Source organism: Micromonospora noduli (genome assembly GCF_003264475.1).
Classification (GTDB): domain Bacteria; phylum Actinomycetota; class Actinomycetes; order Mycobacteriales; family Micromonosporaceae; genus Micromonospora; species Micromonospora noduli.
This window is the reverse complement of record NZ_PYAC01000008.1, coordinates 214,885-240,363: the sequence shown is the minus strand read 5'-3', so window position 1 is coordinate 240,363 and position 25,479 is coordinate 214,885. Positions and strand designations below refer to the sequence as shown.

The following is a 25,479-nucleotide window of genomic DNA, read 5'->3' as shown; positions in this document are numbered from 1 at the left end:
TCAGCCCTTGAAGACCTTCTCGGCGCCGGCCTGCCACTCCCGCAGGATCGCGTCGATCTGGTCCGGCTTGTCGATGAACTTGGTCAGCGCGGTGTCCGCGGTCGGCTGGAGCGCGTCGCTGGAGTCGCGGTTGAAGAACTGGGTCAGCTCCTTGGCCTCGTTCAACATCGCCTTGCCCTTGACGACCAGCGGCGAGTCCGACGCCTTGGCCCTGGGGTTGGCCGGCAGCACGATGCCGGAGCTGGCCTTGACGTACGCCTCCTGGGCCTCGACCCCGGCCAGGTAGCTGAGCAGGGCCTTGGTGCCGGTCGGGTTGGCGGTCTTCGCGCTCGCGAAGAAGCCGTCGGTGGGCGCCTCCTCGGCCAGCGGCACCGCCGGGTCGATGATCGGGAACCGGAAGAAGTCCAGGTCGCCGAGCGCGTCCTTGGGTGCGGCGTCGGCGAAGAAGGTGCCGATCAGGAACATGCCGGTCTTGCCGGCCAGCAGCGCGGTGGTCGCCTCCTGGAACGGGTACGCCTTGCCCTTCGGGTCGAAGTAGGGCAGGGCCTCGCGCCAGCGGGTGAAGACCGCCTTGACCTTCGGGTCGTCGAAGCGCTGCTTGCCGGCGAGCAGCTCGCGGTGGAACGGCGCGCCGTTGATCCGGATGTTCAGGTAGTCGAACCAGGCCGAGGCCACCCACGGGGTGTCACCGAGGCCGATGCCGATCGGCGGGATGCCCTTGCTCTTCAGCGTCTCGCAGAGCGCCAGGAACTCGGTCCAGGTCTTCGGCTCCTGCACGCCCCACTTGGCGAAGTTGGACTTGCGGTAGAAGAAGCCCCACCAGTAGTTGTTCATCGGCACGAAGATCTGCTTGCCGCTGGCGTCGGTGGAGAGGGTGCGCAGCGACTGGGGGTAGTCGTCCAGTGACTTCCACACCTCGGAGACGTCCAGCAGCAGGTTCTTGCTGGCGTAGTCGTTGGCGACCGAGCCCGCGTACCAGGTGTAGAGGTCCGGCGGGTTGGCCGAGGTCAGGTAGGTCGGCAGCTGGGTCCGGAAGGTCTCCGAGGCGATCGTGTTGAGGCTCGCCGTGCCCTTGCCCTGCGCGTTGAAGGTCTCGATCAGCTTCTCCATCGCCGCCTTGGCCTGCGGCGAGGAGAGGTTGGACTGGATGGTGACCGCGCCCGAGCCGTTGCTCGTGGTCGGCCCGCTTGCGGAGCTGGCGCACGCGCTGAGGAACGAGCTGGCGCCGAGCGCGCCCAGGCCGGCGAGCCCAAGGTGGCCAAGGAATCGCCGGCGACCGGGGTCGAAGTCGCTCACGGAGGTATCCCTTCCTTTACGACACTCAGCGTCACCACGCGATGTGTCGTCCATGTGAATGCTGTGACGAGAAGGTTGCATCGGCCGTCGCCGACTGTCAAGATATCTTCGTAATTAATGATTAGACGAGACCAAGGCGAGGGTCAGGTGGATCAGCCTATGCGTCGGCTTGAGGGCAAGAACGCGCTGGTCACCGGTGCGATGGGTGGGATCGGCACGGCCATCGCCCGGCGACTCGCCGCCGAGGGGGCAGCGGTCGCGCTACTCGACGTGGCCGACCCGGCCCCACTGGCCGAGGAACTGACCGCACGGGGCGACCGCGCACTGTCCGTAGTGGGCGATGTCAGCGACGAGGCCGACTGGGCGGCCGCCGTGAGCGCCGTACGGGACCGCCTCGGCCCGGTCGACATCCTGGTCAGCACCGCGTACGCCGTGCGGGTCGCCCCGGCGCACGAGACCAGCCGAGAGTCCTGGGACCACCAGCTCGGCGTCAGCCTCACCGGCTCGTTCCTCGGCGTCCGCGCCTGCCTGGACGACCTGCGGGCACGCTCGGGCGCGGTGGTGCTGATCTCCTCGGTGCACGCGCTGGTCGGGTTGCCCGGCCGGCCCGCGTACGCCGCAGCCAAGGGCGGCCTGGTCGCGCTCGGCCGCCAACTCGCCGTCGAGTACGGCCCGCAGGTCCGGGTCAACACAGTGCTGCCCGGGCCGATCCTCACCGCCGCCTGGGCCGACGTGTCCGAAGAGGACCGCCAGCGCAGCATCGCGGAGACCGTCGCGAAGCGCTTCGGCACACCGGACGAGGTGGCCGCCACTGTCGCCTTCCTCGCCTCGCCGGACGCCGCCTACGTCACCGGCGCGAGCCTCGTGGTGGACGGTGGCTGGACAGCGGTGAAAGCCTCGGCCTGAGAGATCGATACCGACCAGCGAAAAGGCCAGGAGCATTGGCACAGTACGCACGCCGCGGCGTCCACGGGCAGACCGTCGAAGCGATCGCCCGTCGCATCCTCACCGGCGAGATCGCTGTCGGCGCGACCCTGAACATCGTCGCGTTGCAGGAGGAGTTCGGCGTCAGCCTGACGGCGCTCCGCGAGGCGCTGAAGGTCCTCTCCGCGAAGGGCATCGTCGACGCCCGGCAGAAGCGCGGCACCTTCGTGCGGCCCCGCGCGGACTGGAACCTGCTCGACGGTGACGTGATCCGCTGGCAGTTCGCCGAGGGCCCCGACGAGCGCCTGCTCGAAAAGCTGCACGAGGTACGCGCCATCATCGAGCCCGCCGCCGCACGGCTGGCCGCCACCCGTGCGACCGAAGACGACCTGGCCGCCCTCGATCAGGCACTCGCCGAGATGACGGACGCCATCGGTGATCCCGCCGCCGCCATCGCCGCCGACCTCGCCTTCCACCGCGCGCTGCTCGCCGCCACCCACAACGAGCTGCTGGAGCGGATGGAGGTGGTGATGGAGACCGGGCTCGCCGAACGGGACCGGCTGGTGCACGGCGGTGACGCGCACGACGACCCGGTGCCCAGCCACCGTGCGGTCGTCGACGGGCTGCGCGAACGGGACGAGACGGCGGCCGAGACCGCCATGCGTGAGTTGCTGGACAAGGCCGTCCGCGACGTCGAGAAGGCACGGGGACGAAGGGGCAGTCAGTGAAGATCGAGCGGATCGAGACCTTCCTGGTCGCGCCACGGTGGTTGTTCTGCCGGGTGGAGACCGACGACGGGCTGGTCGGGTGGGGTGAGCCGGTGGTCGAGGGCCGCGCCGAGGTGGTGCGCAGCGCGGTCGAGGTGCTCTCCGAATATCTGATCGGTGCGGACCCCCTGCGCATCGAGCAGCACTGGCAGGTGCTCACCAAGGGCGGCTTCTACCGGGGCGGCCCGATCCTCTCCAGCGCGGTCGCCGGCCTCGACCAGGCGCTCTGGGACATCGCCGGGCAGGCGTACGGCGCGCCGGTGCACGCGCTGCTAGGCGGGCACGTACGCGACCGGGTACGGATCTACTCGTGGATCGGCGGGGACGAACCCGGCGAGGTGGCCGAAGCCGCCGCCGCGCAGGTCGCCGCCGGCCTGACCGGGGTCAAGATGAACGCCTGCGGGCGGCTCTCGCCGATTCCCACAACGGCCGAAGTGGACGCGGTCATCGGCCGGGTGGCCGCCGCCCGCGAGGTGCTCGGCCCCGACCGGGACATCGCTGTGGACTTCCACGGTCGCGCCGGAATGGCCGCCGTACGCCGGATCCTGCCCGAACTGGCCGCCCTGCGCCCGTTCTTCGTGGAGGAGCCGGTCCTGCCCGATCAGGCTCACCACCTGCGCGACATCGTCGCCAGTACGCCGATCCCGGTGGCCACCGGCGAACGGCTCTACGGTCGGTCCGAGTTCCTCGGCCCGTTGCAGGCCGGGGTCGCCGTGGTTCAACCGGACCTGTCGCACGCCGGTGGGATCTCCGAGGTCCGCCGGATCGCCGCGCTGGCCGAGACGTACGGCGCGCTGCTCGCCCCGCACTGCCCGCTCGGCCCGATCTCCCTGGCGGCCAGCCTCCAGGTGGCCTTCGCGACGCCGAACTTCCTGATCCAGGAGCAGAGCATCGGCATCCACTACAACGCCGGCTCGGAGTTGCTGGACTACCTGGTCGACCCGGAGCCGTTCCGGTTCGTGGACGGGCACATTGCCCGCCTCGACCGGCCCGGTCTGGGCATCACTGTCGACGAGGTGGCGGTCCGCAAGGCCGCCCAGACCCCACACGCCTGGCGCAACCCGGTCTGGCAGCACGCCGACGGGTCCTTCGCCGAGTGGTGACCGGTGCGCGGCCGGTGGCCCTGCGGGTGGCGTACGACGCGGCGCACGGCGGTCGGTGGACGAGTCTGCGCGGTGGCGGCCGGGAGTGGCTGTGGCGTGGCCCGGAACCCGGCCGGCACGAGGTACGCCCCGACGACGCGTTCGTCGACGCCGGTGGCCTGGAGGAGTGCCTGCCCACCGTGCGCGGCGAGCCCGACCACGGCGAGGTGTGGTCGCGGCCGTGGCACAGCGCCGGCCCGGGCACGCTGGTGATCGAGCGGCCGACGTTCACCCTGAGCCGCCGGATCACCGACGAAGGCGGCGTGGTGGTGGCCGACTACCGGTTGGCCGCCGACCCCGGGTACCGGTTCGTCTGGGCCGCGCACGCCCTGCTCGACCTCTCCCCCGCCGCCCGCCTCGACGCGCCCGCCGGCACCCCGACCCGGCTGCACCCGGAAGCCGCCGCGCTCCTGCCACCGGGCAGCTGGCCCACCGGCGACCCGTGGTTGACCGGGCCGTGGCCGGCCCCGGCCGGGCTGACAGTGGACATGTTCGGGCCGGACGACGGGACCGCGCTCGGCGCGGTGCTGCTCGACTGCGCCCGGGTCCAGGTGATCGACGGAGCCGACCGGCTGACTCTGGAGCTGGAGTGCGCCGACCAGCCCCGCAGCACCGCGCTCTGGCGCAACCTGGGCGGCTGGCCGGCGAACGGCCCCTACCGCAGCGTCGGCATCGAACCGATGCTCGGCGCGGCCTTCGACCTGGCCGACGCCGGCCCCTCCGACGCGGCGGTCGTCCCGCCCACCGGCCAGGTCACCTGGCGACTCACCATCTCCGCCCACCGCAACCACTGAGGACACCGTGATGAACCTGCTCGACGAGCTGCGTACCCACCGGCTGTTGGCCATTGTGCGCGGCCCGGACCCGGACGCCGCGCTGACCGCCGTACTCACAGTGGCCGAGAGCGGCGTCGCAGTGGTCGAGGTTTCGATGACCAGCGCCGACGCGCTCGGCGTCATCCGCCGCGCCCGAGCTGCCCTCGGGCCCGACTTCGCCTTGGGTGCCGGCACCGTGCTCAGCGTCGAGGACGCCCGCGCGGCGGCCGACGCGGGCGCCGGTTTCCTGGTCACCCCGGCCATCGCGGCGAGCCTCGCCGAGGGCGGCCGGCTCGGGCTGCCGGTGCTCGCCGGCGCCCTCACCCCCACCGAAGTGGTGCAGGCCAACGACGGCGGGGCCACCGCGATCAAGCTCTTCCCGGCCTCGCTCGGCGGGCCCGACTACCTCGGCGCTCTACGGGACCCGTTCCCCGGTACCGCGTTCGTGCCGGTCGGTGGTGTCGACGCGGACGGTGCTCGGCGCTACCTCGAACGGGGTGCGACAGCTGTCGGCGTCGGTTCCCCGCTGCTCGGCGACGCCGTCCGAGGCGGCGACACGGCGGCGCTGCGCGAGCGCGCCGCGGCCTTCCTCGCGGCGGTCCGGCCATGACCGACCTGCTCACGCTCGGCGAGACGATGGCGGCGTTCCGCACCACCGGCCCACTGCGACTGGGCGGTACCGCCGGCATCTCCGTCGCCGGGTCCGAGTCGAACGTGGCGATCGGCGTGGCCCGGCTCGGCCACCGGGCGGCCTGGGTCGGCGTCACCGGCGCCGACGAGCCCGGCGAGCTGGTCCGCCGCACGCTGCGCGCCGAGGGTGTCGACCTGACCTGGTCCCGGGTCGACACGGCCGCCCCCACCGGCCTGATCCTCTTCGAGAATCGTGTCGCGGACATCAACCGGGTCACCTACCACCGCTCCTTCTCGGCCGGCTCCCGGCTGGGCCCGGCCGACGTGACCCGGGCCTTCGACGCGCCCGGGCCGCCACCCCGGCTGCTGCACGTCACCGGCATCACCTGCGCGCTCGGCGTCGAGCCGTACCAGGCGGTGGTGGAAGCCGTACGGCGCGCCCGCGTCGCCGGCAGCACGATCTGCCTGGACGTCAACCACCGCAACCGGCTCTGGTCCCTCACCGAGGCCGCCGCCGCGTTGCGCCCGCTGCTGCCCTCGATCGACCTGGTGATCGCCTCCGACGACGAGTTGGCGGTGCTCACCGACGCGACCGACCCGGCCCCGGCGCTACTCTCGGCCGGCGTCACCGAGGTCGTGGTCAAGCACGGCGCCGACGGAGCAACCAGCCACAGCGCGACCGGCACCATCCACCGTCCAGCCCGGACGGTGCCGGTGGTGGACACCGTCGGCGCGGGCGACGCCTTCGTCGCCGGGCTGCTCTCCGGCTGGCTCGACGGCGTCGACGCGTCGGCCCGACTGGACCGGGCCGTCACCACCGGCGCGTTCGCGGTCGCCAGCCGGGGCGACTGGGAGGGCCTGCCCGACCGGGCCGAGCTGGCGCTGCTCGACCACGGCCCCGGCGGTACGGTCCGCTGACGATCTTTTGGAGGAGCACCATGGAGCTGACCGAGCCGACCGTCTGGAGCACCGACCGGCTGGAGTTGGGTGAGGGCCTGCGCTGGGTCGACGACCGGCTGGTCCTCGTCGACCTGCTGGCCGGGCGACTGTTGGAAACCGACGGCGACGCCCCCACCCCGCTGCGGGAGCTACGCCGCCTGGACGTGCCGCTCGGCGCTGTCGCCCCGGTGGCCGACCGACCCGGCGACTGGCTGGCCGCCGCCGGGACCGGCGTCACGGTGCTGCCCGCCACCGGCGACCCCCGCCCGGTCGCCGAGCTGGTCGCCGAGGCCCCCGAGCCGACCCGGATGAACGACGCGGTCGCCGACCCGCACGGCCGCTTCTGGGCCGGCAGCATGACGTACGCGATGGTGCCCGGCGGAGGCACGCTGTTCCGCCTCACCCCGGGCGCCGAGCCGGTCCCCGCGGTGACCGGGCTGACCATCCCGAACGGGCCGGCGTTCGACGCGACCGGCACCACCATGTACCTGGCCGACACCCCGCGCGGCGAGATCGACCGGTTCACCGTCGACCCCGCCACCGGTGACCTGCGCGGGCGGGAGCCGTTCCTGCGGTTGTCCCCCGCCGACGGCGGCCCGGACGGCATGACGCTGGACGCGGCCGACCACCTCTGGATCGCGTTGTGGGGCGGTTCGGCGGTACGCCGCTACCGGCCCGACGGCACCCTCGACCGGGAGATCCGGCTGCCGGCCAAGCAGCCGGCCGGCATCTGCCTGGGCGGCCCCGACCTGCGGCGACTCTTCATCGGCACCGCCCGGGTGGGGCTTGACTCGGCGGGCCCGCAGGACGGCGCGCTGCTCGCGGTGGACGTCCCGGTGCCCGGCCTGCCCGCCGCGCGGGCCGGCGCACCAGCGAGCTGATCGGAGGCATATCGGACGCCAGGGCGGGAACAACCGCACCAAAGCGCCGTAACAGCCGACCGGTAGGGAGCGAGCCGATGAGCACCGTGGGGCGGACGTCATGAACGGGCCGGTCGGCGACGAGCCGATGGGCGAGCTGGAGCTGGTGCACACCTTCACCGGCCCGATGCCGACCGGTGTGAGCGTCTCGCACCGGGGCCGGATCTTTGTCAACTTCCCGAAGTGGGGCGACGAGGTGCCGGCCACCGTCGTCGAGCTGCGCGACGGCCGGGAGATGCCCTACCCCGACCAGGCCTGGAACGACCCGTCCGGCGACGACGACGCGGGCGCGTTCGTCTCGGTGCAGAGCATCGTGGTGGACCCCGCCGACCGACTCTGGGTGCTGGACACCGGCAGCCCGATGTTCCAGCCCACCAAGCCGGGCGGCCCCAAGCTGGTCCGGATCGACCTGGACACCGACACGGTCGCCCAGGTGATCACCTTCCCGGTGGACGTGGCGCTGCCGACGACGTACCTCAACGACGTCCGCTTCGACCTGCGGCGGGGCGAGGCGGGGGTCGCGTACATCACCGACTCCGCCGACTCCGGGCCGAACGGGATCATCGTGGTGGACCTGGCCAGCGGGGCCTCCTGGCGGCGGCTGCACGACCACCCGTCCACCAAGGCGGAGCCGCTGACGTCGTTCCGGCCGGTGGTCGAGGGCCGACCGTTCCTCGAACGGCCGGCCGACGGCCCGCCGAAGCCGGTGAGCATGGGCTCCGACGGCATCGCCATCTCCGCCGACGGCGATCGGCTCTACTACTGCCCGCTGGCCTCCCGGCGCCTGCACAGCGTGTCCACCGAGGCGCTGGCCGACCCGGGCGTCACCCAGGAGGCGGTCGCCGCCACAGTGGTCGACGAGGGCGACCGGGGCACCGCCTCGGACGGGTTGGAGAGCGACGACGCCGGACGGCTCTACCTCACCTCGTACGAGCACAACGCGGTGCTGCGTCGACTGCCCGACGGCGAGTACGAGACGCTGGTGCACGACCCACGACTGCTCTGGCCGGACACCATGTCGGTGGCCACCGACGGGTACCTCTACGTCACCGCCAACCAACTGCACCGGCAGCCGCAGTACCAGCGGGGAAAGGACCTGCGGCGCAAGCCGTACGCGCTGTTCCGCACCCGCATCGACGCCGGCCCGGTGCTGCTGCGCCGCTGAGCGGCCGACGCGCCCGTCAGCTGACGGGCAGGGTGCGGTCCAGGAGGTCGAACAGGGCGGCCCAGTGACGCTCGGTGGCCTCCTCGTCGTACGCCGGGGTGTCCGCCATGGTGTAGCCGTGGTGCGCCCCGGTGTACACCTCGGAGCGGTAGCGCACGCCCGCTGCGTCGAGCGCCTTCTCCAGCGTGGCGATCTGCTCGGGCGTCATCGACTGGTCGGCGTCGGCGTGCCCGAAGTACACCTCGCCGGTGATCGAGGCGACGCCCCGGTGTGGGCTGTCCGGCGCCTCGGTGACGATCCGCCCGCCGTGGAAGCTCGCCACCGCGGCGATGCGGTCCGGGTGCGCCTCGATGGCCCGCAGCGCGTTCGTGCCGCCCATGCAGTAACCGGTGATCGCAACCGGCCCCGGCCGCACGTCGTCGCGGGTGGCCAGGAAGTCGAGGAACGCGGCGGTGTCCCGGTTGATCACGTCGGGAGTCAACACGCCGACCAGCGGCATGATCTTCTCGAAGAGGGCGGCGCGCTGGTCGGCCTCGCCGAGGCGGGACAGGTCGAAGAGCGGTGCCCGGCCGGCCCGGTAGAACAGGTGGGGCGTCAGCACCAGGTAGCCCCGTTCGGCGATCCGCTCGGCCATCTCGACCAGGCGGGGGCGCGGCCCGAAGGCGTCCATGAAGAGCAGCACCGCCGGGAACGGACCCTCGCCATCCGGTCGGGTCAGACTCGCGTCCGCCACTCCGTCACTGGTCGGGATGTCCACCGTCGTCGTCAGCACCGTGCCTCCTCGTACGCCGATCTTGGTCCGTTCGGAACGTTACTCGCCGTATCGGCACCCCCGGCGGGCAGCCGCGTGAACGCGGCGTCCAGAAGTCGATCGGGCCCAGATCCGACGCTGATCAGACGCGGACGAAGCGGACCGCGTCCGCGACCACGTGGCCGTCGGTGTCCTCGGTGCGGATCAGCACGCTTCCGTCGCTGCCCGCAGTGAACTGATAGGTGCCCAACGGCACCCACTGGCCGCCGGACTGTCGCTGGTTGACAGTCCGGGTGACCAACCCCCCGGAGTACGCGATGTCCACCGGCACGTTCGTCGCGCGGTTCGGGTCCGCGGTCCAGCGCAACTGCACTGTCCACGACCCGGAGGCGGGCAGTGAAGGGCGGAACCGCAGCCGGTTGACGCCCTTGGCGGTGTTGCCGTCGTGCTCGTAGTCCGGGCCGTAGTAGCCGCCGATGCTGGTGCTGCGCAGCCACGTCCCGGCCCGGGTGATCCCGCTGGACGCGGCGTTGTCCAGGATCACCTCGCTGGTGGAGCCCCACTCCAGCACCGCGCCGTCCTGGCGCAGCCGGGTCTGGAGGGCGGGCACGGAGACGGCCTGCACGGCGAGGTTCCCGGCGAGCGCCAGGGACGCCGCAGTGGCCGCCGCCTGCCCGAGGATCATGAACACGGGTTCCATCCGGATCGAGCCGTACGCGATGTGGCTCGACGAGAGGCAGACCGGCACCAGCAGGTTCGCGCACTGCGCCTGGTGCGGCACTATCGCGCGGTAGCTCACCGGGTACGGCGCCGGCACGCCGATCTGCACGTCCCCCTCGTTGCGCACCCTGCCGTCGACGACCACCCGCTGACAGTTGTGCGAGTCCATCGTGTAGCTGGCCAGGCCCACCGAGTCGGTGGCGCGTACCCGGCCCCGGCAGTCGGCCTCGGTCATCACGTACGCGGAGATCATCCGGCGTGCCTCGCGGATGTAGAGCATCGGCGGCCAGCCGCCCGTGCCGGTGAACTCGTCCACCGGTAGCCCCCACCGGGCCGTCGAGTCGCGGACCGACGCCGGCAGCCGGGGGTCGTTGGCCAGGAACCACATCAGCCCCTGCTGGTAGGTGCGGTGCTCGGCGATGATGCTCTCCCGCGTCGCCCAGCTCGCCGTCGGGTACGCGTAGTTGAAGCCGATGTTGTCCGTCGACACGGCGCCGTTGTTGTTGGAGTCGGTCTTCCCGCCGCCGACCGAGTGGGTGGTGAAGTACGGCCCGGTGTAGCCGGCCTGGATGTGCCGCAGCAGCAGCTCGTAGCGGACCGGGTCGTAACCGGACGGCTTGCCGAACGGGATCCGGTTGGCCGCCTGGGTCAGGCACATCCGGAAGCAGTACGCCTGGATCTTGTCGTCGCCGCTGCCCTGCGGGGGGAGCGGGGTGGCGGAGATGCCCGGCAGCAGCCCGCTGGCGGGCGAGCCGGCAGTCACGTACGGGTCGACGGGGTAGGCGAACTGGTGGGTGTTGCGTGACTGCACCCCGTTGATCGTCTCGCCGTAGGTGTCGTTGGACTCCCGCCCGACGGTGAACCCCACCCCGGCCATGGCCAGCAGATCGCCCTCGTAGGTGGCGTCGACGAACACCCCGCCCCGGTAGATCGACCCGTCCTCGGTGCGCAGCTCGGTGATCCGGTTCCCGGTTCGGCCGAGGCCGGACAGCCGGGCGTCGACGACCACCGGGACGCCCGCCTCGGCCAGCATCTCGGCGAAGACGGCGGTGGCGACGCGCGGTTCGAAGGTCATCCGCAGCGGCGAGGTCGGCGTGAGGGTTCCGCCGTGGTACTTCACGTACACCCGGCGGTAGAACTCGGCGGCCAGCCCGCCGATGGACGCCTGGACGCCGGTGTCGGTGGCGCCCAGCCCGGCGGTGCTCAACCCGCCGACGTGGCCGGTGGGCTCCACCACCACGGCGGTGCGGCCGAGTCGGCGCATGGTGATCGCGGCGGCCAGCCCGCCGGAGGTGGCGCCGTAGACGACCAGGTCGGCGGTGGTGACGGCGGCTCGGGCGGGGGCGGCCCGGAACGGGTCGGTGAGACCGGCCAGGACGAGGCCGGCACCGCCGGCGACCAGCAGCCGACGACGGGACAGGGGCAGGGGCACTGACACGGCGAGCTCCCGAGGGGTAACCGGTGAAGGGGACGGTTACAGAAGCACGCCGCTGCCGCTGCGAAAGAAATTCTTCAATCTCTGCCGGCGGGTGTCAACGGTTCACGGCCGGTAGCGGTAACCCATTCCCGGCTCGGTGATGAGGTGGCGGGGGCGGGCCGGGTCGTCCTCCAGCTTGCGCCGCAGCTGGGCCAGGTACTGCCGCAGGTAGTTCGTCTCGTTCTGGTATTCCGGCCCCCACACGTCCTGGAGGAGCTGACGTTGGCTGACCAGCTTGCCGGGGTGACGCAGCAGCTTCTCCAGCACGCTCCACTGGGTGGGGGTCAGCTTTACCTCGGTGCCGTCGTCCCGCAGCACGCTGTGGTCGGCCAGGTCGACTGTGTGCTGGCCGATCCGCAGGGCCGGCACCGCGTCGCTGGGCGCGCCGAGGCGGCGGGTCACCGCGCGGATGCGGGCCAGCAACTCCTCCACCCCGAACGGCTTGGTGACGTAGTCGTCAGCGCCCGCGTCCAGCGCCGCGACCTTGTCCTCGCTGCCGGCCCGGCCGGAGAGCACGATGATCGGCACTGTGGTCCACCCTCGCAGGCCCCGGATCACCTCCACGCCGTCGATGTCGGGCAGGCCGAGGTCCAGCACCACCAGGTCGGGCGGGTGGCTGGCGGCGGCCTTCAACGCGGCGGCCCCGGTGCCGGCGACGTCCACGTCGTACCGGCGGGCCCGCAGGTTGATCCGCAGGGCACGCAGGATCTGCGGTTCGTCGTCGACGACCAGGATGCGCGTCATTCCTGCGGCCTCTCCGAGGTGGTCGGCGCGGCCGGCAACCGCAGCACCATGGTGAGCCCACCGCCGGGGGTGGTCTCCGGGGTGATGCTGCCACCCATCGCCTCGGCCAACCCCCGGGACAGGGCAAGACCGAGACCGACACCGGTCTGGTTGTCCCGGTCCCCGAGGCGTTGGAACGGCAGGAAGACGTGCTCCCACTGGTCCTCCGGGATGCCCGGACCCCGGTCGATCACCCGCAGCTCGACCTGGCCGGCGTGGGCGCTCGCGGTGATCGTGGGCGGCTGACCGGGCGGGCTGTACCGCAGCGCGTTGGCGACGATGTTGACCAGCACCCGTTCCAGCAGGCCGGGGTCGGCGGTGGCGGCCGGCAGGTCGGCCGGAATGTCCGTGCCGACGGTCGCGGCCGCCGGGCCCAGTTCGTCCAACGCCAGGGGTACGGCGTCCTCCAGGCCGATCGCGGTCGCCGAGATGCCCAACACGCCCGCCTGGAGCCGGCTCATGTCCAGCAGGTTGCCGACCAGCCGGGCGAGACGGTCCAGCGACTCCTCGGCGGTCTCCAACAGCTCCTCGCGGTCGGACTCGTCGAACTCGATGTCGTGGCTGCGCAGGCTGGTCACGGCGGCCTTCGCGGACGCCAGCGGGGTACGCAGGTCGTGGCTGACCGCAGCGAGCAGCGCGGTGCGCATCCGGTCGGCGGCGGCCAGGGGCCGGGCGGTGGCGGCCTCCTCGGCGAGCCGTTCCTGGCGCAGCGCGACGGCGGCCTGGGCGGCGAACGCCTCGACGATCCGACGGTCGGCGGCCTCCAACCGTCGGCCACAGAGCACGACGGTGATCCGGTCGTCGACCGGCACCGTCGTCTCACCACCTTCGGGGGTGCATGGCGGGCTCTCGCCGACGCTGGCCGCGACACGCCAGGCGTGCTCCTCGCGGGCCCGTTCGGGGCGCCCGCTGGCGTCCTCGGCCAGCTCCAGGACGCTCACCGCACGCAGCCCGAAGGTCTCCCGGAGCTGTTCCAGCAGTGCGGGAAGTGGTCGTTCGCCGCGCAGCACGCCACCGGCGAGAGCGGCGAGGGTCTGCGCGTCGGCGGTGGCGCGGGCGGCCTCCCGGGTACGCCGGGCGGCCACGTCGACGACCCAGCTCACCGCCAGCGCCACGGCGACGAAGACGGCCAGGGCGAGCAGGTTGTCGGCCTCCGCGATGGTCAGCGTGCGGTAGGGCGGGGTGAAGAACCAGTTGAGCAGCAGCGAGCCGCCGAGCGCGGCCACCAGGGCCGGCCACACCCCGCCGACCAGCGCGACCCCGACGACCCCGGCGAGGAACAGCAGGATGTCGTTTGTCAACGTCAGGTCGGGCAGGGTCTTCAGCAGCACTGTGAGCAGCGGCATGCCCAGCACCGCCAGGCCGAAGCCGAGCAGCCGGCGGCGTCGGGACAGCGCCGCCGGAACCGCCGCCGCCCGGCGGCCCTTGCCGGCCTGCTTGTGGGTGACCAGGTGCACGTCGATCGAGCCGGACAGCGCGGTGGTGGTCACCCCGACGCCCCGGGCGAAGATCTGCGCGAGGCGACCCCGCCGGCTGGCTCCCAGCACCAACTGGGTGGCGTTCACGCCCTGGGCGAAGTCCAGCAGCGCGGCCGGCACGTCGGTGCCGAGCACCTGGTGGTACGTGCCGCCCAGGCTCTCCACCAGCACTCGTTGCCGGGCCAGCTGGGCCGGGTCGGCACCGGCCAGGCCGTCGCTGCGGGCCACGTGCACGGCGAGCAGGTCGGCGCCCTTGCTGCGGGCCGCGACCCGGGCCGCCCGACGGATCAGCGTCTCACCCTCCGGGCCACCGGTCAGCGCGACCACCACCCGTTCCCGGGCCTCCCAGGTGGCCGCGATCCCCTGCTGGCTGCGGTAGCGGTCGAGTTGCTCGTCGACCTTGTCGGCCAGCCAGAGCAGCGCCAGCTCGCGCAGCGCGGTGAGGTTGCCGACCCGGAAGTAGTTGCCCAACGCGGCGTCGATCTTGTCGGGTCGGTAGATGTTGCCGTGCGCCATCCGCCGACGCAGCGCCTCCGGGGTCATGTCGACCAGCTCGACCTGCTCGGCGGCGCGGACGATCTCGTCCGGCACGGTCTCCCGCTGGGTGGTGCCGGTGATCTGCGCGACGACGTCGTTCACCGACTCCAGGTGCTGCACGTTGACGGTGGACAGCACGTCGATCCCCGCGTCGAGCAGCTCCTGGATGTCCTGCCAGCGCTTGTCGTGCCGGGAACCGGGCACGTTGCTGTGCGCCAACTCGTCGACCACCGCGATCTGTGGCCGGCGGGCCAGCACCGCGTCCAGGTCCATCTCGGTGAACGCCGCGCCCCGGTAGTTCATGGTCCGGCGGGGCACCTGCTCCAGGTCGCCGAGCATCGCGGCGGTGTGGTGACGGCCGTGGGTCTCCACGAAACCGATCACCACGTCGGTGCCGCGCGCGGCCCGCCGCTGGGCCTCCTCCAACATGGCGTACGTCTTGCCGACGCCGGGGGCAGCCCCGAGATAGATGCGCAGTTCTCCGCGTGGCACGGGGACCATCCTCCCTGCTCAGATCGGCGGGCGGGGCCGTGCCGGTCGGCACGGCCCCGCCCGCCAGGGTGCTCAGCGTGCGGCGAACTGCTTGTCGAGGGCGAGGTTGAGTTCCAGCACGTTGACACCGGGCGCACCCAGGAAGCCCAGCCCGCGCCCGTCGGTGTGCTCCTCGACCAGCTTGCGGACCGCCGCCGGGTCCGCGCCGCGCTCCCGCGCGACCCGGTTCACCTGCAACTCGGCGTACGCCGGGCTGATCTGCGGGTCGAGACCGCTGGCGCTGGCGGTGACCGCGTCGGCGGGCACCGCCGGCTCGGCGGGCGCGTCGCCCCGGATCGGGGTGACCACCCCGCCGGCGGCCACGTAGTCCTCGCCGGGCTGGGCCGGCTCCACCGCGACACCCTGGTACTCGCTGACGAACGGCGTCGCCGGGGCGGCCTGGTTGACGCTGACCACCCGGGTGACAGTGCCGGTCAGACCGTCGGCGCGGAAGACCGCGAGCACGGCGCCCACCCCGTCGTCGGTGCAGTACGGACGCCGACCGTCGACGCCGTTGAGCTCGCCGACCGACTTGCTGCGCCCGCACACCTGGGTGAGCAGGCTCTCGCTGGATTCCTCCGGGTCGGTGGCGATGGTGTCGACAACGCTCTCCGGGCCCAGGTTGCTGGCCGAGGTGGCCGTCGGGTCGTAGCCGTCGCCAGCGGCGGAGGGGCGGGACTGGAAGTACCGGGCGACGGGGTTGCCGTCCTCGTCGGTGAAGGACTGGCCGATCAGCGCGCTGCCGACTGTCGTCCCGCCCGACGAGATCAGCGAGCCGTCGGTCTTGTGGTTGAGGCCGGGTAGCTGACCGACCGCTACCAGGGCCAGCGGGTAGACCAGGCCGAGCAGCACGGTGAAGACGAGTACGGCGCGCAGCGCGGCGAGGTGTTGGGCGATCCAGGTGGGTAGGCGCATCACGAAATCCCCGGGATGAACTGGATGAGCAGGTCGATGAGCTTGATCCCGATGAACGGCACGATGATGCCGCCCAGCCCGTACACCAGCAGGTTGCGGCTGAGCAGCTTCGACGCGGCCGCCGGCCGGTACCGCACGCCCCGCAGGGCGAGCGGGATCAGCGCGATGATCACCAGGGCGTTGAAGATGACAGCGGACAGGATCGCCGACTCCGGGCTGGACAACCGCATGACGTTCAGCGCGTCCAGGCTCGGGTAGAGGCCGGCGAACATGGCCGGGATGATCGCGAAGTACTTCGCGATGTCGTTGGCGATGCTGAAGGTGGTCAGCGCGCCACGGGTGATCAGCAACTGCTTGCCGATCTCCACGATCTCGATCAGCTTGGTCGGGTCGGAGTCGAGGTCGACCATGTTGCCGGCCTCCTTGGCGGCCGACGTGCCGGTGTTCATCGCCACCCCGACGTCGGCCTGCGCGAGCGCCGGCGCGTCGTTGGTGCCGTCACCGGTCATCGCGACCAGCCGGCCACCCTCCTGCTCCCGCTTGATCAGCGCGAGCTTGTCCTCCGGTGTCGCCTCGGCCAGGAAGTCGTCCACCCCGGCCTCGTCGGCGATCGCCTTCGCGGTCCGCGGGTTGTCGCCGGTGATCATCACGGTTCGGATGCCCATCCGGCGCATCTCGTCGAACCGCTCCCGCATGCCGGACTTGACCACGTCCTTGAGGTGGATGACGCCCAGGGCGCGGGCGGGCGCACCGTCGACGTGCTCGGCGACGACCAGCGGGGTGCCGCCGGTGCCGCTGATCCCGTCCACGATCTCGCCGACCTGCTCGGTCGGGTGGCCGCCGTTCTCCCGTACCCACTTCATCACCGCGGCGGCGGCGCCCTTGCGGACCCGGCGGGCCGTGCCCACCGCGCCGGCGTCCACGCTGGCGTCCGGGGTGAGGTCGACGCCGCTCATCCGGGTCTGCGCGGTGAACGGTACGAAGGTGGCGTGCGGCATCACGCCGGGCTCGCGCTCGCGCAGCCCGAACTCGTTCTTGGCCAGGACGACCACCGAGCGCCCCTCCGGGGTCTCGTCGGCCAGGCTGGACAGCTGCGCGGCGTCGGCCAGCGCCGCGGGGTCGACCCCCTCGACCGGTACGAACTCGGCGGCCTGCCGGTTGCCCAGCGTGATGGTGCCGGTCTTGTCCAGCAGCAGGGTGTTGACGTCGCCGGCCGCCTCGACGGCCCGGCCGCTCATGGCCAGGACGTTGCGCTGCACCAGCCGGTCCATGCCGGCGATGCCGATGGCGGAGAGCAGCGCGCCGATGGTGGTGGGGATCAGGCAGACCAGCAGCGAGATCAGCACCACGCCGGTGACACCGGCGTCGGTGATCGCCCCGCTGTTCGGTGCGGCCGCCTGGTACGCCTTGGAGAAGATGGCCAGCGGCTGGAGGGTGACCACGGCCAGCAGGAAGATGACAGTGAGCGCGGCGAGCAGGATGTTCAGCGCGATCTCGTTCGGTGTCTTCTGCCGGTTGGCCCCCTCGACCAGGGCGATCATCCGGTCGATGAAGCTCTCCCCCGGCTTCTGGGTGATCTTCACGATGATCTGGTCGGAGAGCACCCTGGTGCCGCCGGTGACCGCGCTGCGGTCGCCGCCGGACTCCCGGATCACCGGGGCCGACTCGCCGGTGATGGCCGACTCGTCGACGCTGGCGATGCCCTCGACGATGTCGCCGTCGCCGGGGATGATGCCGCCCGCCTCGACGAGCACGACGTCGCCCTGACGCAGGTCCGGCGCCGGCACCGCCTCGTCGCGGTAGGTGTTGGCCCTCGCGCCCGGCTTCCAGTCGATCAGCCGGGTGGCGATGGTGTCCTTCTTCGCCTGCCGCAGGGTCGCGGCCTGGGCCTTGCCCCGACCCTCGGCGACCGCCTCGGCCAGGTTGGCGAAGACCACTGTCAGCCAGAGCCAGATGGTGATCGCCCAGGCGAACACCGACGGGTCGATCACCGCCAGGACGGTGGTAAAGGCCGCACCGACCTCCACGATCAGCATCACCGGGTTGCGCCACAGCGTGCTGGGGTTGAGCTTGCGTACCGCGTCCGGCAGGGACCGGATCAACTGCTTGGGGTCGAGCAGGCCCCCGCCGATCCGGTTGCCCTGGGTGGCGGGCGTGCCGGGGAGTTGCTCGGTTGGGGCGGACGTGACGGACATGTCCTCGTTCCTCATGATGGTCAGAGCCCCTCTGCCAGCGGACCGAGCGCGAGCGCGGGCAGGAAGGTCAGCGCGACGAGGACCACAGTGACGCCGACGACCATGCCGATGAACAGCGGTCGGTGGGTCGGCAGGGTGCCCTCGGACGCGGGGGTGGGTGCCTGGCGGGCCAGCGAGCCGGCCAACGCGAGCACGAAGATCAGCGGCAGGAACCGGCCCAGCAGCATGCACAACCCCAGCGCGGTGTCCCACCAGGTCGTGTTGACGGTGATGCCGCCGAAGGCCGAGCCGTTGTTGTTGCTGGCCGAGGTGAACGCGTACAGCACCTCGGAGAGGCCGTGCGGGCCGACGTTGAGCGCCGTGGAGTTGTTGCCGGTGGCGAACGCCGCCGCCGTACCGACGAGCACCAGGATCGGCGTGATCAGGAAGTAGAGCGAGGCGAACTTGATCTCGCGAGACCCGATCTTCTTGCCCAGGTACTCAGGGGTGCGGCCCACCATCAGCCCGGCCACGAAGACCGTGATCACCGCGAGGATGAGCAGGCCGTACAGCCCCGAGCCGGTGCCGCCCGGCGCGACCTCGCCGAGCATCATGTTGACCATCGTCATCATGCCGCCTAGCGAGGTGAACGAGTCGTGGAACGAGTTCACCGCACCTGTCGAGGTGAGCGTGGTGGCGGCGGCGAAGGTGGCCGAGTTCGACACGTCGAACCGCACCTCCTTGCCCTCCATCGCCGCGCCGACCGCCTGCGGCACCGTGCCGTGGCCGGCCAGCTCGAAGATGTTGGTGATGGCGACGCTGAGGAACGCGAGGATGCCCATCACCGCGGCGATGGCGTAGCCCTGCCGGTTCTGGCCGACCATCCGGCCGAAGACCCGGGGCAGACTGAACGGGATCAGGAAGATCAGGAAAATCTCCAGCCAGTTCGTCCAGGTGGTGGGGTTCTCGAACGGGTGCGCGCTGTTGACGTTGTAGAAGCCGCCACCGTTGGTGCCCAGCTCCTTGATCACTTCCTGGCTGGCGACCGGACCACCGGTGATGGTCTGGGTGCCGCCGGTCAGCGTGCTCACGTCGGTGCCGCCGGAAAGGTTCTGCACCACCCCGCCGATCATCAGCGCGATGGCGCCGAGCACCGCGATCGGCAGCAGGATCCGCAGCACGATCCGGGTCAGGTCGACCCAGAAGTTGCCGAGCTGCCCGGTGCGGCTGCGGGCGAAGCCGCGTACCAGCGCGACCGCCACCGCGATGCCGACCGCCGCCGAGACGAAGTTCTGCACGGCCAGACCGGCCATCTGCACCAGGTGGCCCATCGTCGACTCACCCGAGTACGACTGCCAGTTCGTGTTGGTCACGAACGACACTGCCGTGTTCCACGCGCCGTGCGGCACCACCGGGTCGAATCCCAGCGACAGCCACAGGTGGTTCTGCACCCGCTGGAACAGGTACAGGAACAGGATCGAGACCGCGGAGAACGCCAGCACGCTGCGGGCGTACACGCCCCAGGACTGCTCGGCCGCCGGGTTGACCCCGACCAGTCGGAAGATGCCCCGCTCGACCCGCGACTGCTTCGTGCCGGAGACCGCCCGGAACATGTGGTCGCCGAACGGCTTGTAGACGGCGACCAGGGCCGCCACCAGCGTCAACACGAAGATGACGCCCGCTGTTGTCATGGTCATCAGAAGCGCTCCGGAAACAGCAGGGCGAACACCAGGAACGCGCCCAGGACGACCGCGAGCACCAGACCGACGGCGTTGACCGCGTTCACAGCTTCTCCACCGCCCGGACCACCAGGGCGAGCACTGCGAACAGCACCACCGTCAGGACCACGAACACCACGTCAGACACGCTGACTCCTCAGCCGGAAAGGTTCGTCGCGACCGCCTTCCGGTCGCGCCGGGCAATCAAAGCCCCACCACCCGCCGAACGACATGGGTCATAACGCGACCATGACGGCGGCGAACCTTTTCTTGACGTGGTTTTCACACCGAGCGGCTGATCAGGTGAAACGCGGCACAGGGCCTCGGTGGTCCGCGAGGCCAAGACGAGAGAAACCATGCGCGACCCGGACGGGGTGGCTCATGGTGCGGTGCGGCGGGGCTAGGCCCTTCAGGCCGGGCGGCGGGCCACCAGCACGTCCCGCATGATCGACTGGTCCACCCGGTGCCGCAGCGCACGGTAGGGCTCGGCGTCGACCACTGTCAGGCCGGCGTCGGCCAACGCCGCCGCCGCGTCGTCCCGGCTGGCGACGTGGGTGTTCCAGGAGATCCCGAGCGCACCGCCGGGGCGCAACAACCGGGCCCAGACCGGCGCGGCGTCCGCGAGCAACGCCAGCGGGTCGCGGGTCAACCCCTGCCCAGCGGTACGACTACCGTGCTGCACGCCGTACGGCGCGTCGGCGACGACCAGGTCCACGGTCTCCGGGCGGAAGAACTCCGCCGAGCGGGCGGTGTCGGCGTTGACCACGTCCAGCAACTGCGTCTGGCCAGCCTTGTGCTCCTCGCGGGTCGGCGCCAACTCGATCCGCACCCGCCGGCCGACCACCTTGCGCTCCCGCCGCACCGGCCCCGACTCCAGCACCCGGTGCTTGACCCGCTTCTGCTTCAGCCAGGTGGTGATGAACGCCCGGTACGCCTCGACGTCCTTCTGGTCGCGCTCGATCCCGGCGGCGTCGAAGCCGTACATCAGCGCCTGGTTGAGGGTGGTGCCCCGACCGCAGAGCGGGTCGAGCACCCGGAACCGGCGGCTGGTCATCTCGGCGGCCCAGTCCGAGGCGAGCAGTGTGACGTTGAGCAGCAGCTTGGTGAACTGCTCATTGGTCTTGCCCGGGTACTTCTGGATGGTGAGCAGATCGTCGTCGTAGCGGTCCAGACGACTCCACTCGATCGGCCGCAACAGCTCACCGACGATCTCGAACAACGCGTACCCGGCGGAGAGGTTGCCCAGGACGGCAAGGTCACGCTCGGTCAGCCCGTCGCCTGTGAACGTGATGTAGGACGCCCCTCCGACAACCTCGGTGTCCAGCTCGCCGATCCGACCGTCCAGCGCCGAGCGGCCGAAGATCTCCAGCTCGGCTCGGGTGAGGTCGACGGCGGCGCGGGCGTACACCCGGTTGGTGGCGGGCAGGATCAGCAGGCCGTAACGCGTCATGATCCGGCGAGTATTCCACAACCAGTCACGGTCGCCGGGAACCGGAGCGGCTGCCGGAGCGACTACCGATACATGGGGTGTGAGCAGTGGCGGGAGGTCCTGTCCGCGCAGCTGGACGGGGAGGAGACCGCCGCCGAACTGACGGCGGTGCAGGGGCACCTCGACGGGTGTGCCGAGTGTCGGGCCTGGTTCACGGCGGCGGCCGCGGTGACCCGTCGGGTTCGTACCCGACTGGTGGTTGAGGTGCCCGACCGGACGGCGGCCATCCTTGCCGCCGCCAGCGCGGCCCCGGCCCGCCGGTCGCGGTGGCGGCGTTCGGACGGACGTGGCCCGCTGGTCGCCGGCCTGCGGAAGGTGCCCGGACAGGGCCGGCTCGCCGCCGGGTTGCGCGCGGCGTTCGGACGTGGCCCGCTCGTCGCCGGCCTGCGGTCGGCGCTCGGGTTGCTCGGCGCGGTGCAACTGGTGCTCGGCCTGGCCCAGGTGGGCCGGGGCGCGACCGCCGACCACCTGCACCCCACCGGCCAGCACCTGTGGCACGAGTCGGCGGCGTGGAACGTGGCCGTGGGCGCGGGCTTCCTCTTCGTGGCGCTGCGCCGCAGCCCACCCGCCGGGCTGCTGCCGATGCTCAGCGCGTTCGTCGGCACGTTGCTGCTGCTGTCGGTCAACGACCTGGCCACCGGCTCGGTGGGCGGGGAACGGCTGATCAGCCACGGCTTCCTGGTGGTCGGCTATCTGATCACCGTGCTGCTGTCCCGTCCCGGGCTGCGTCCCGGCGGCCCGGCACCACAGCGGCAGCCGACACCGTCACGCTGGCGGTTCGGGGCCGACGAGGTGGATCGCCCGCTGCGGGTGGTACGCCCCGAGTCCTATCCAGCACGAGCCGCCGACCGGTACGCCGCACCGGCAGCGCAGGGCGGGGATGCCACGCGTACCGACCAGGCCGGCGGGCGCCGCGCCGCCTGATCTCCGGCAGCCTCGACCAGCCGGCGTGCGCTCAGCTCGTGGGCCTGGTCGGGCCCTCGCTGTGGCGCGTTCCGGCGACGCCGACGCCACTGCTGGGTAGCAGCTCGGGATCCGGCGTCTCGTCGGTGTGGCACCGGGGATCATGGGCCGCGTAGAGCAGTGACAACTGTCGGTGCAGCTGGCGCTGGTCGTCCTCGCCGAGGGGAGCGAGGAAGTCGTCCTCGGTCAGGCGCATCGCCGTGAGGGCTTCCGACAAGATGGTGCGGCCGTCCGCGGTGACGTTGATGAACTGTTTACGGCGGTCGCTGGGGCTGCGCTCGCGCCGGACGTATCCGTTGCGCTCAATTTCGTCGATGACCGCGACCATCGTGGTGCGGTCGAGCCCGGTTCGCTCACACAGATCGCGCTGGGACAACTCCCCGTCCTCGACGAAGGCCAGCACCCGCAGGTCCCGGCCGCGCAGGCGGAAGGGCAGGAGCGCCTCTTCCATCCGGGTGCTGGCGAGGTTGGCCAACTTCAGCAGCAGGTATCCGGTGGCGGAGGCGATGGTTTCGGATGAGCGCATAGGCCACAGCCTAGTCTTCCGCTGAGCTGATTATCAGCTACGCTGACTGTCAGCGAGCCGGCCTCACTGGGAGAGTCGAATGAAGATGCGCGTCATCCTCACCATCGTCGGCGTGATCACCGCGACGCCCGCACTTGCCCTGTTCTGGCCACAACTGCTGACCAGCAGTTATGGATTGGCCGACCCCGACCGCATGACCGTTGCGCTGCTCCAGCACCGAGGGGTGCTGCAGGCGGCTCTTGGCGCGGCCATCATCTGGGGAGCCTTCCACCTTCCGGCGAGAGTGCCGGCGGCGGCGACCGCCATCATCACCAAGTCGGTGTTCCTCGCCCTGACCGTCGTCGACGTCGGCATGCGAGCCGACATGAACCTCATCTCGTTGGTGTTCGACCCGATCGCCATCGTCATCCTGACCATCGTGATCGTGCTCCACTTCCGCCAATCGGTCCCCACCGCCGCGCCAGCCTGAAAGCTCGGCACTGGTTGGCTCGGTGGCGGAGCGTGGGTTCCGTCAACGGCGGCGCGGCCGTGCGACCAGGGCAGGGCAGGGCAACTCAAGCGGGAGGCGCTGGCCGTGTCGAAACGTCGCCGTCGAGGACCTGCGGGATGACCTGTTCGACGATGGTCAGCAGGGTCGTGGTGAGCAGCAGGTGCACCTGGGCGCGGGTCAGGGCGCCACGCTGGAGCCATTCGCGGGCGGTCGAGGTGGCCAGACCCCCATACGCCCGGACCATCCCGCGCAACTCCTCGCGGTGCTCCGCCTCGCCGGCCAGCCCGACGGCGACCAGCATGCGGTCCGCGGCGACCTCCTCGGCCTCGGCGAGCACCCGCTCCACGTCGGCGTCGCCGCCCATCCCCCGGGCGGTGACCGCCGCCAGCCACGAGGTGCTGTGCCGGGAAACCACGTCGAGGAACCAGGTGACGCTGGCGTCGACCCGGGTCCGGAGATCACCCTTGGGCAGCCGCTCCAGAGCAACCTCGGGGATGGTCACCATGACCCGGACGACCTCCAGGTAGAGGTCCTTCTTCGCACCGAAGTAGTGGTTGACCAGGCCGCGAGCGACACCTGCCTCGCGGGCGACGTCGGTGGTCGACACGTCCGCGTACGAGCGCTCACCGAACAGCCGGACCGCGCAGGCCAGGATCTGCCCACGCCGGGCGTCCGGCTCCAAACGGCGGCGGCGCGGAGCCGTCTCGACACTCATCTGCCCGACCCTATCGACAGCTCACCGGTCGGCCGCCGTTCCGCACCTTGATCACTTGATGCTGATCAGTCGCAAGAGCCGCCTCATGAGCGCAAGGCTGCGCCAACCTGGTCAGCGGCCGAACTTCTCAATCGCGTCTGGGGTCACCGGGGTGAAGAAGTTGACCAGGTTGCCGTCGGGGTCGCGGAAGAGCAGAGCTCGGTTACCCCAGGGCATGGTCGTGGGCTCGTTCACGAAGTCCTCCACCAAATTCTTCAGCTTCTCGTAGAGCACGTCCACGTCTGTCACGAGGAACTCGATGATCACGGTGTGGTTGTCGGCCGGGCGGGCCGACCCTGGCGCGAACAGGGGGACCGTGCGGGTGCTGCCAATCGCCAGCGTGCCGTGGGCAGTGCGCAACTCGGCGAAGTCCTCGTTGCCCCAGGCCGCCTGCACGCCGGTGATCTTCTCGTAGAAGCCGACCAGGCGGTTGATGTCGCCAGTGATGATGCGGATCGAAACAAAATCCACTGTCTTCTCCCTGTTCTGTACGGTCGGGACCGGTCTGTCGTCAGGACGCTAACCCGAATACCGGACAGATCTGGTCCAGTATTCGGATTAGATTCAGACCATGGCACGACCGACAGCCCAGGTGCTCGCACTGCTGGGGCTCTTGCAGTCCGGCGGCGTCCGGACAATGGCCGAGCTTGCCGAGCGCCTCGGTGTCGAACCGCGCACGGTGCGGCGCTACGTGAGTCACCTGGTCGACCTCGACGTCCCAGTGGAGTCGGTGCGCGGTCGCTACGGCGGGTATCGGCTCGCCGCCGGCTATCGTCTGCCGCCGCTGATGTTCAGCGACGACGAAGCCTTGGCCGTCCTGCTCGGTCTGGTTGCCGGCCGCCGTGCCGGGCTGGCGACGGCTACAGGTACGGCGGGTGAGACTGCCGCCGCGAAAATCCGGCGCGTCCTGCCGTCGCGGATCGCGGACCGGCTGGATGCCGTACTCCAGTCCCTCGCCTTCACCACCGAACCCGACGACTTCCCTGCGCCGCAGGCAGATGTACTACTCACCGTCGCCGAGGCGGTCCGTCAGCACCGGCCGATTTCACTCCAGTACACCTCGCGCAACGGCAGGCGTAGCGTCCGCGCCCTGCATCCGTTCGGGCTGGTCAACCATGCGGGCCGGTGGTACGTCATCGGGGCCGACCCGGATATCGGTGAGGATAGAACCCTTCGGCTCGACCGCATCGCGGACGCGAGAACGCTGCCTGGCTCGTTCGAGCCGCCCGCCGGGAACGATCCCGCAGGGCACCTCCTCACCTCGATGGCACAGGCGCCCTACCGGCATGCGGTGTCGCTACGGATACAAGGAACACATGAGCAGATCCGCAGGCAGCTACCGGCCAGCATCGCCGAGGTGCGAGAGGGCGCGGACGAAGGCTGGCATGACGTGGAGATCCGGGCAGAGAGTCTCGACTGGTTGCCTACTGTGCTCGCCGCGCTCGACCTGCCGTTCGTCATCGAACGCCCGGACGAACTCCGCGATCGTGTCGTCGCACTCGCTGAGCGGTTGGCGGCCTCCGGACGACGCGGGTCGCCCCGCAGCTAGTTGCCCTATTGATAACTGGTGTCCCG

At 71.1% G+C, this 25,479-nt stretch carries 24 protein-coding genes; 11 read left to right on the top strand and 13 right to left on the bottom strand.

From position 1 onward, the window contains the following. Positions 1 to 1,296 (bottom strand): ABC transporter substrate-binding protein, encoded by a 1,296-nt coding sequence (locus MED15_RS11535; protein ID WP_112581753.1) that lies wholly within the window; start codon positions 1,294 to 1,296, stop codon positions 1 to 3. Between the two features lie 159 nt (positions 1,297 to 1,455). Here MED15_RS11535 and MED15_RS11530 point away from each other — a divergent pair, with 159 nt between their 5' ends. The 8 genes from MED15_RS11530 (at position 1,456) to MED15_RS11495 (ending at position 8,598) form a co-directional block, all read left to right on the top strand. After that, positions 1,456 to 2,202 (top strand): SDR family NAD(P)-dependent oxidoreductase, encoded by a 747-nt coding sequence (locus tag MED15_RS11530; protein WP_112725924.1) that lies wholly within the window; start codon positions 1,456 to 1,458, stop codon positions 2,200 to 2,202. Positions 2,203 to 2,237: 35 nt separating this feature from the next. Then, entirely contained in the window at positions 2,238 to 2,948 is a 711-nt protein-coding gene (locus tag MED15_RS11525) for a FadR/GntR family transcriptional regulator (protein WP_088951310.1), read from the top strand. Then, complete coding sequence (gene dgoD / locus MED15_RS11520; protein ID WP_112699590.1) at positions 2,945 to 4,090, top strand: galactonate dehydratase; 1,146 nt, start codon at positions 2,945 to 2,947, stop codon at positions 4,088 to 4,090. The genes MED15_RS11525 and dgoD overlap by 4 nt, the downstream gene beginning before the upstream one ends. Beyond that, the gene (locus MED15_RS11515; protein WP_244220435.1) at positions 4,087 to 4,923 is read left to right on the top strand and encodes a hypothetical protein; all 837 of its coding nucleotides are present in this window, start codon (positions 4,087 to 4,089) and stop codon (positions 4,921 to 4,923) included. The genes dgoD and MED15_RS11515 overlap by 4 nt, the downstream gene beginning before the upstream one ends. A gap of 10 nt (positions 4,924 to 4,933) precedes the next feature. Beyond that, positions 4,934 to 5,554 carry a bifunctional 4-hydroxy-2-oxoglutarate aldolase/2-dehydro-3-deoxy-phosphogluconate aldolase gene (locus MED15_RS11510; RefSeq protein WP_112699589.1) on the top strand — a complete coding sequence of 207 codons (621 nt, stop codon included), beginning with the start codon at positions 4,934 to 4,936 and terminating at the stop codon, positions 5,552 to 5,554. Then, positions 5,551 to 6,492 carry a sugar kinase gene (locus tag MED15_RS11505; protein WP_112581758.1) on the top strand — a complete coding sequence of 314 codons (942 nt, stop codon included), beginning with the start codon at positions 5,551 to 5,553 and terminating at the stop codon, positions 6,490 to 6,492. Before MED15_RS11510 ends, MED15_RS11505 begins: the two co-directional genes overlap by 4 nt. Positions 6,493 to 6,512: 20 nt before the next feature. Beyond that, positions 6,513 to 7,394: an SMP-30/gluconolactonase/LRE family protein gene (locus tag MED15_RS11500; protein WP_112699588.1), complete on the top strand. Its 882-nt coding sequence runs from the start codon at positions 6,513 to 6,515 to the stop codon at positions 7,392 to 7,394. A gap of 100 nt (positions 7,395 to 7,494) precedes the next feature. Continuing rightward, positions 7,495 to 8,598, top strand: a complete 1,104-nt coding sequence (locus tag MED15_RS11495) for an L-dopachrome tautomerase-related protein (protein ID WP_112603635.1) — start codon at positions 7,495 to 7,497, stop codon at positions 8,596 to 8,598. A 16-nt stretch (positions 8,599 to 8,614) separates the two neighbouring features. Here the strand turns inward: MED15_RS11495 and MED15_RS11490 are convergent, their stop codons facing one another. The 9 genes from MED15_RS11490 to MED15_RS11445 form a co-directional block, all read right to left on the bottom strand. After that, positions 8,615 to 9,370: a dienelactone hydrolase family protein gene (locus MED15_RS11490; RefSeq protein WP_112699587.1), complete on the bottom strand. Its 756-nt coding sequence runs from the start codon at positions 9,368 to 9,370 to the stop codon at positions 8,615 to 8,617. A gap of 121 nt (positions 9,371 to 9,491) precedes the next feature. Beyond that, positions 9,492 to 11,507, bottom strand: coding sequence for an FAD-dependent oxidoreductase (locus tag MED15_RS11485; RefSeq protein ID WP_244220434.1), 2,016 nt, complete (start codon positions 11,505 to 11,507; stop codon positions 9,492 to 9,494). Positions 11,508 to 11,609: 102 nt separating this feature from the next. Beyond that, positions 11,610 to 12,290, bottom strand: coding sequence for a response regulator (locus tag MED15_RS11480; protein WP_091395066.1), 681 nt, complete (start codon positions 12,288 to 12,290; stop codon positions 11,610 to 11,612). Next, the gene (locus MED15_RS11475) at positions 12,287 to 14,836 is read right to left on the bottom strand and encodes a sensor histidine kinase (protein WP_112735568.1); all 2,550 of its coding nucleotides are present in this window, start codon (positions 14,834 to 14,836) and stop codon (positions 12,287 to 12,289) included. The genes MED15_RS11480 and MED15_RS11475 overlap by 4 nt, the downstream gene beginning before the upstream one ends. Positions 14,837 to 14,908: 72 nt before the next feature. Beyond that, positions 14,909 to 15,790 (bottom strand): potassium-transporting ATPase subunit C, encoded by an 882-nt coding sequence (locus tag MED15_RS11470; RefSeq protein WP_112735566.1) that lies wholly within the window; start codon positions 15,788 to 15,790, stop codon positions 14,909 to 14,911. Next, entirely contained in the window at positions 15,790 to 17,985 is a 2,196-nt protein-coding gene (kdpB, locus tag MED15_RS11465; protein ID WP_112735564.1) for a potassium-transporting ATPase subunit KdpB, read from the bottom strand. Before kdpB ends, MED15_RS11470 begins: the two co-directional genes overlap by 1 nt. A gap of 20 nt (positions 17,986 to 18,005) precedes the next feature. Continuing rightward, positions 18,006 to 19,661: a potassium-transporting ATPase subunit KdpA gene (gene kdpA, locus MED15_RS11460; RefSeq protein WP_112735562.1), complete on the bottom strand. Its 1,656-nt coding sequence runs from the start codon at positions 19,659 to 19,661 to the stop codon at positions 18,006 to 18,008. Next, positions 19,661 to 19,750, bottom strand: coding sequence for a K(+)-transporting ATPase subunit F (gene kdpF, locus MED15_RS11455; RefSeq protein ID WP_036410889.1), 90 nt, complete (start codon positions 19,748 to 19,750; stop codon positions 19,661 to 19,663). Before kdpF ends, kdpA begins: the two co-directional genes overlap by 1 nt. Positions 19,751 to 20,091: 341 nt before the next feature. Next, on the bottom strand, positions 20,092 to 21,132 hold the full coding sequence (locus tag MED15_RS11445; RefSeq protein ID WP_112603623.1) for a TRM11 family SAM-dependent methyltransferase: 1,041 nt from the start codon (positions 21,130 to 21,132) through the stop codon (positions 20,092 to 20,094). Positions 21,133 to 21,204: 72 nt separating this feature from the next. Here MED15_RS11445 and MED15_RS11440 point away from each other — a divergent pair, with 72 nt between their 5' ends. Beyond that, positions 21,205 to 22,095 carry a zf-HC2 domain-containing protein gene (locus MED15_RS11440; protein ID WP_112603621.1) on the top strand — a complete coding sequence of 297 codons (891 nt, stop codon included), beginning with the start codon at positions 21,205 to 21,207 and terminating at the stop codon, positions 22,093 to 22,095. 31 nt (positions 22,096 to 22,126) lie between these two features. Here the strand turns inward: MED15_RS11440 and MED15_RS11435 are convergent, their stop codons facing one another. Further along, positions 22,127 to 22,660: a MarR family winged helix-turn-helix transcriptional regulator gene (locus MED15_RS11435; protein WP_112735560.1), complete on the bottom strand. Its 534-nt coding sequence runs from the start codon at positions 22,658 to 22,660 to the stop codon at positions 22,127 to 22,129. A 112-nt stretch (positions 22,661 to 22,772) separates the two neighbouring features. Here MED15_RS11435 and MED15_RS11430 point away from each other — a divergent pair, with 112 nt between their 5' ends. Then, complete coding sequence (locus tag MED15_RS11430; RefSeq protein WP_208646613.1) at positions 22,773 to 23,129, top strand: hypothetical protein; 357 nt, start codon at positions 22,773 to 22,775, stop codon at positions 23,127 to 23,129. An 85-nt stretch (positions 23,130 to 23,214) separates the two neighbouring features. Here the strand turns inward: MED15_RS11430 and MED15_RS11425 are convergent, their stop codons facing one another. Both MED15_RS11425 and MED15_RS11420 read right to left on the bottom strand, forming a co-directional pair. Then, entirely contained in the window at positions 23,215 to 23,865 is a 651-nt protein-coding gene (locus tag MED15_RS11425; RefSeq protein ID WP_112603615.1) for a TetR/AcrR family transcriptional regulator, read from the bottom strand. A 111-nt stretch (positions 23,866 to 23,976) separates the two neighbouring features. Further along, a complete protein-coding gene (locus MED15_RS11420) occupies positions 23,977 to 24,375 on the bottom strand; it encodes a VOC family protein (RefSeq protein ID WP_112603613.1) in 399 nt (132 codons plus the stop codon). A gap of 121 nt (positions 24,376 to 24,496) precedes the next feature. Between MED15_RS11420 and MED15_RS11415 the strand changes: the two genes are divergently transcribed. Next, positions 24,497 to 25,453, top strand: a complete 957-nt coding sequence (locus MED15_RS11415; RefSeq protein ID WP_309251745.1) for a helix-turn-helix transcriptional regulator — start codon at positions 24,497 to 24,499, stop codon at positions 25,451 to 25,453. Positions 25,454 to 25,479 lie beyond the last annotated feature (26 nt).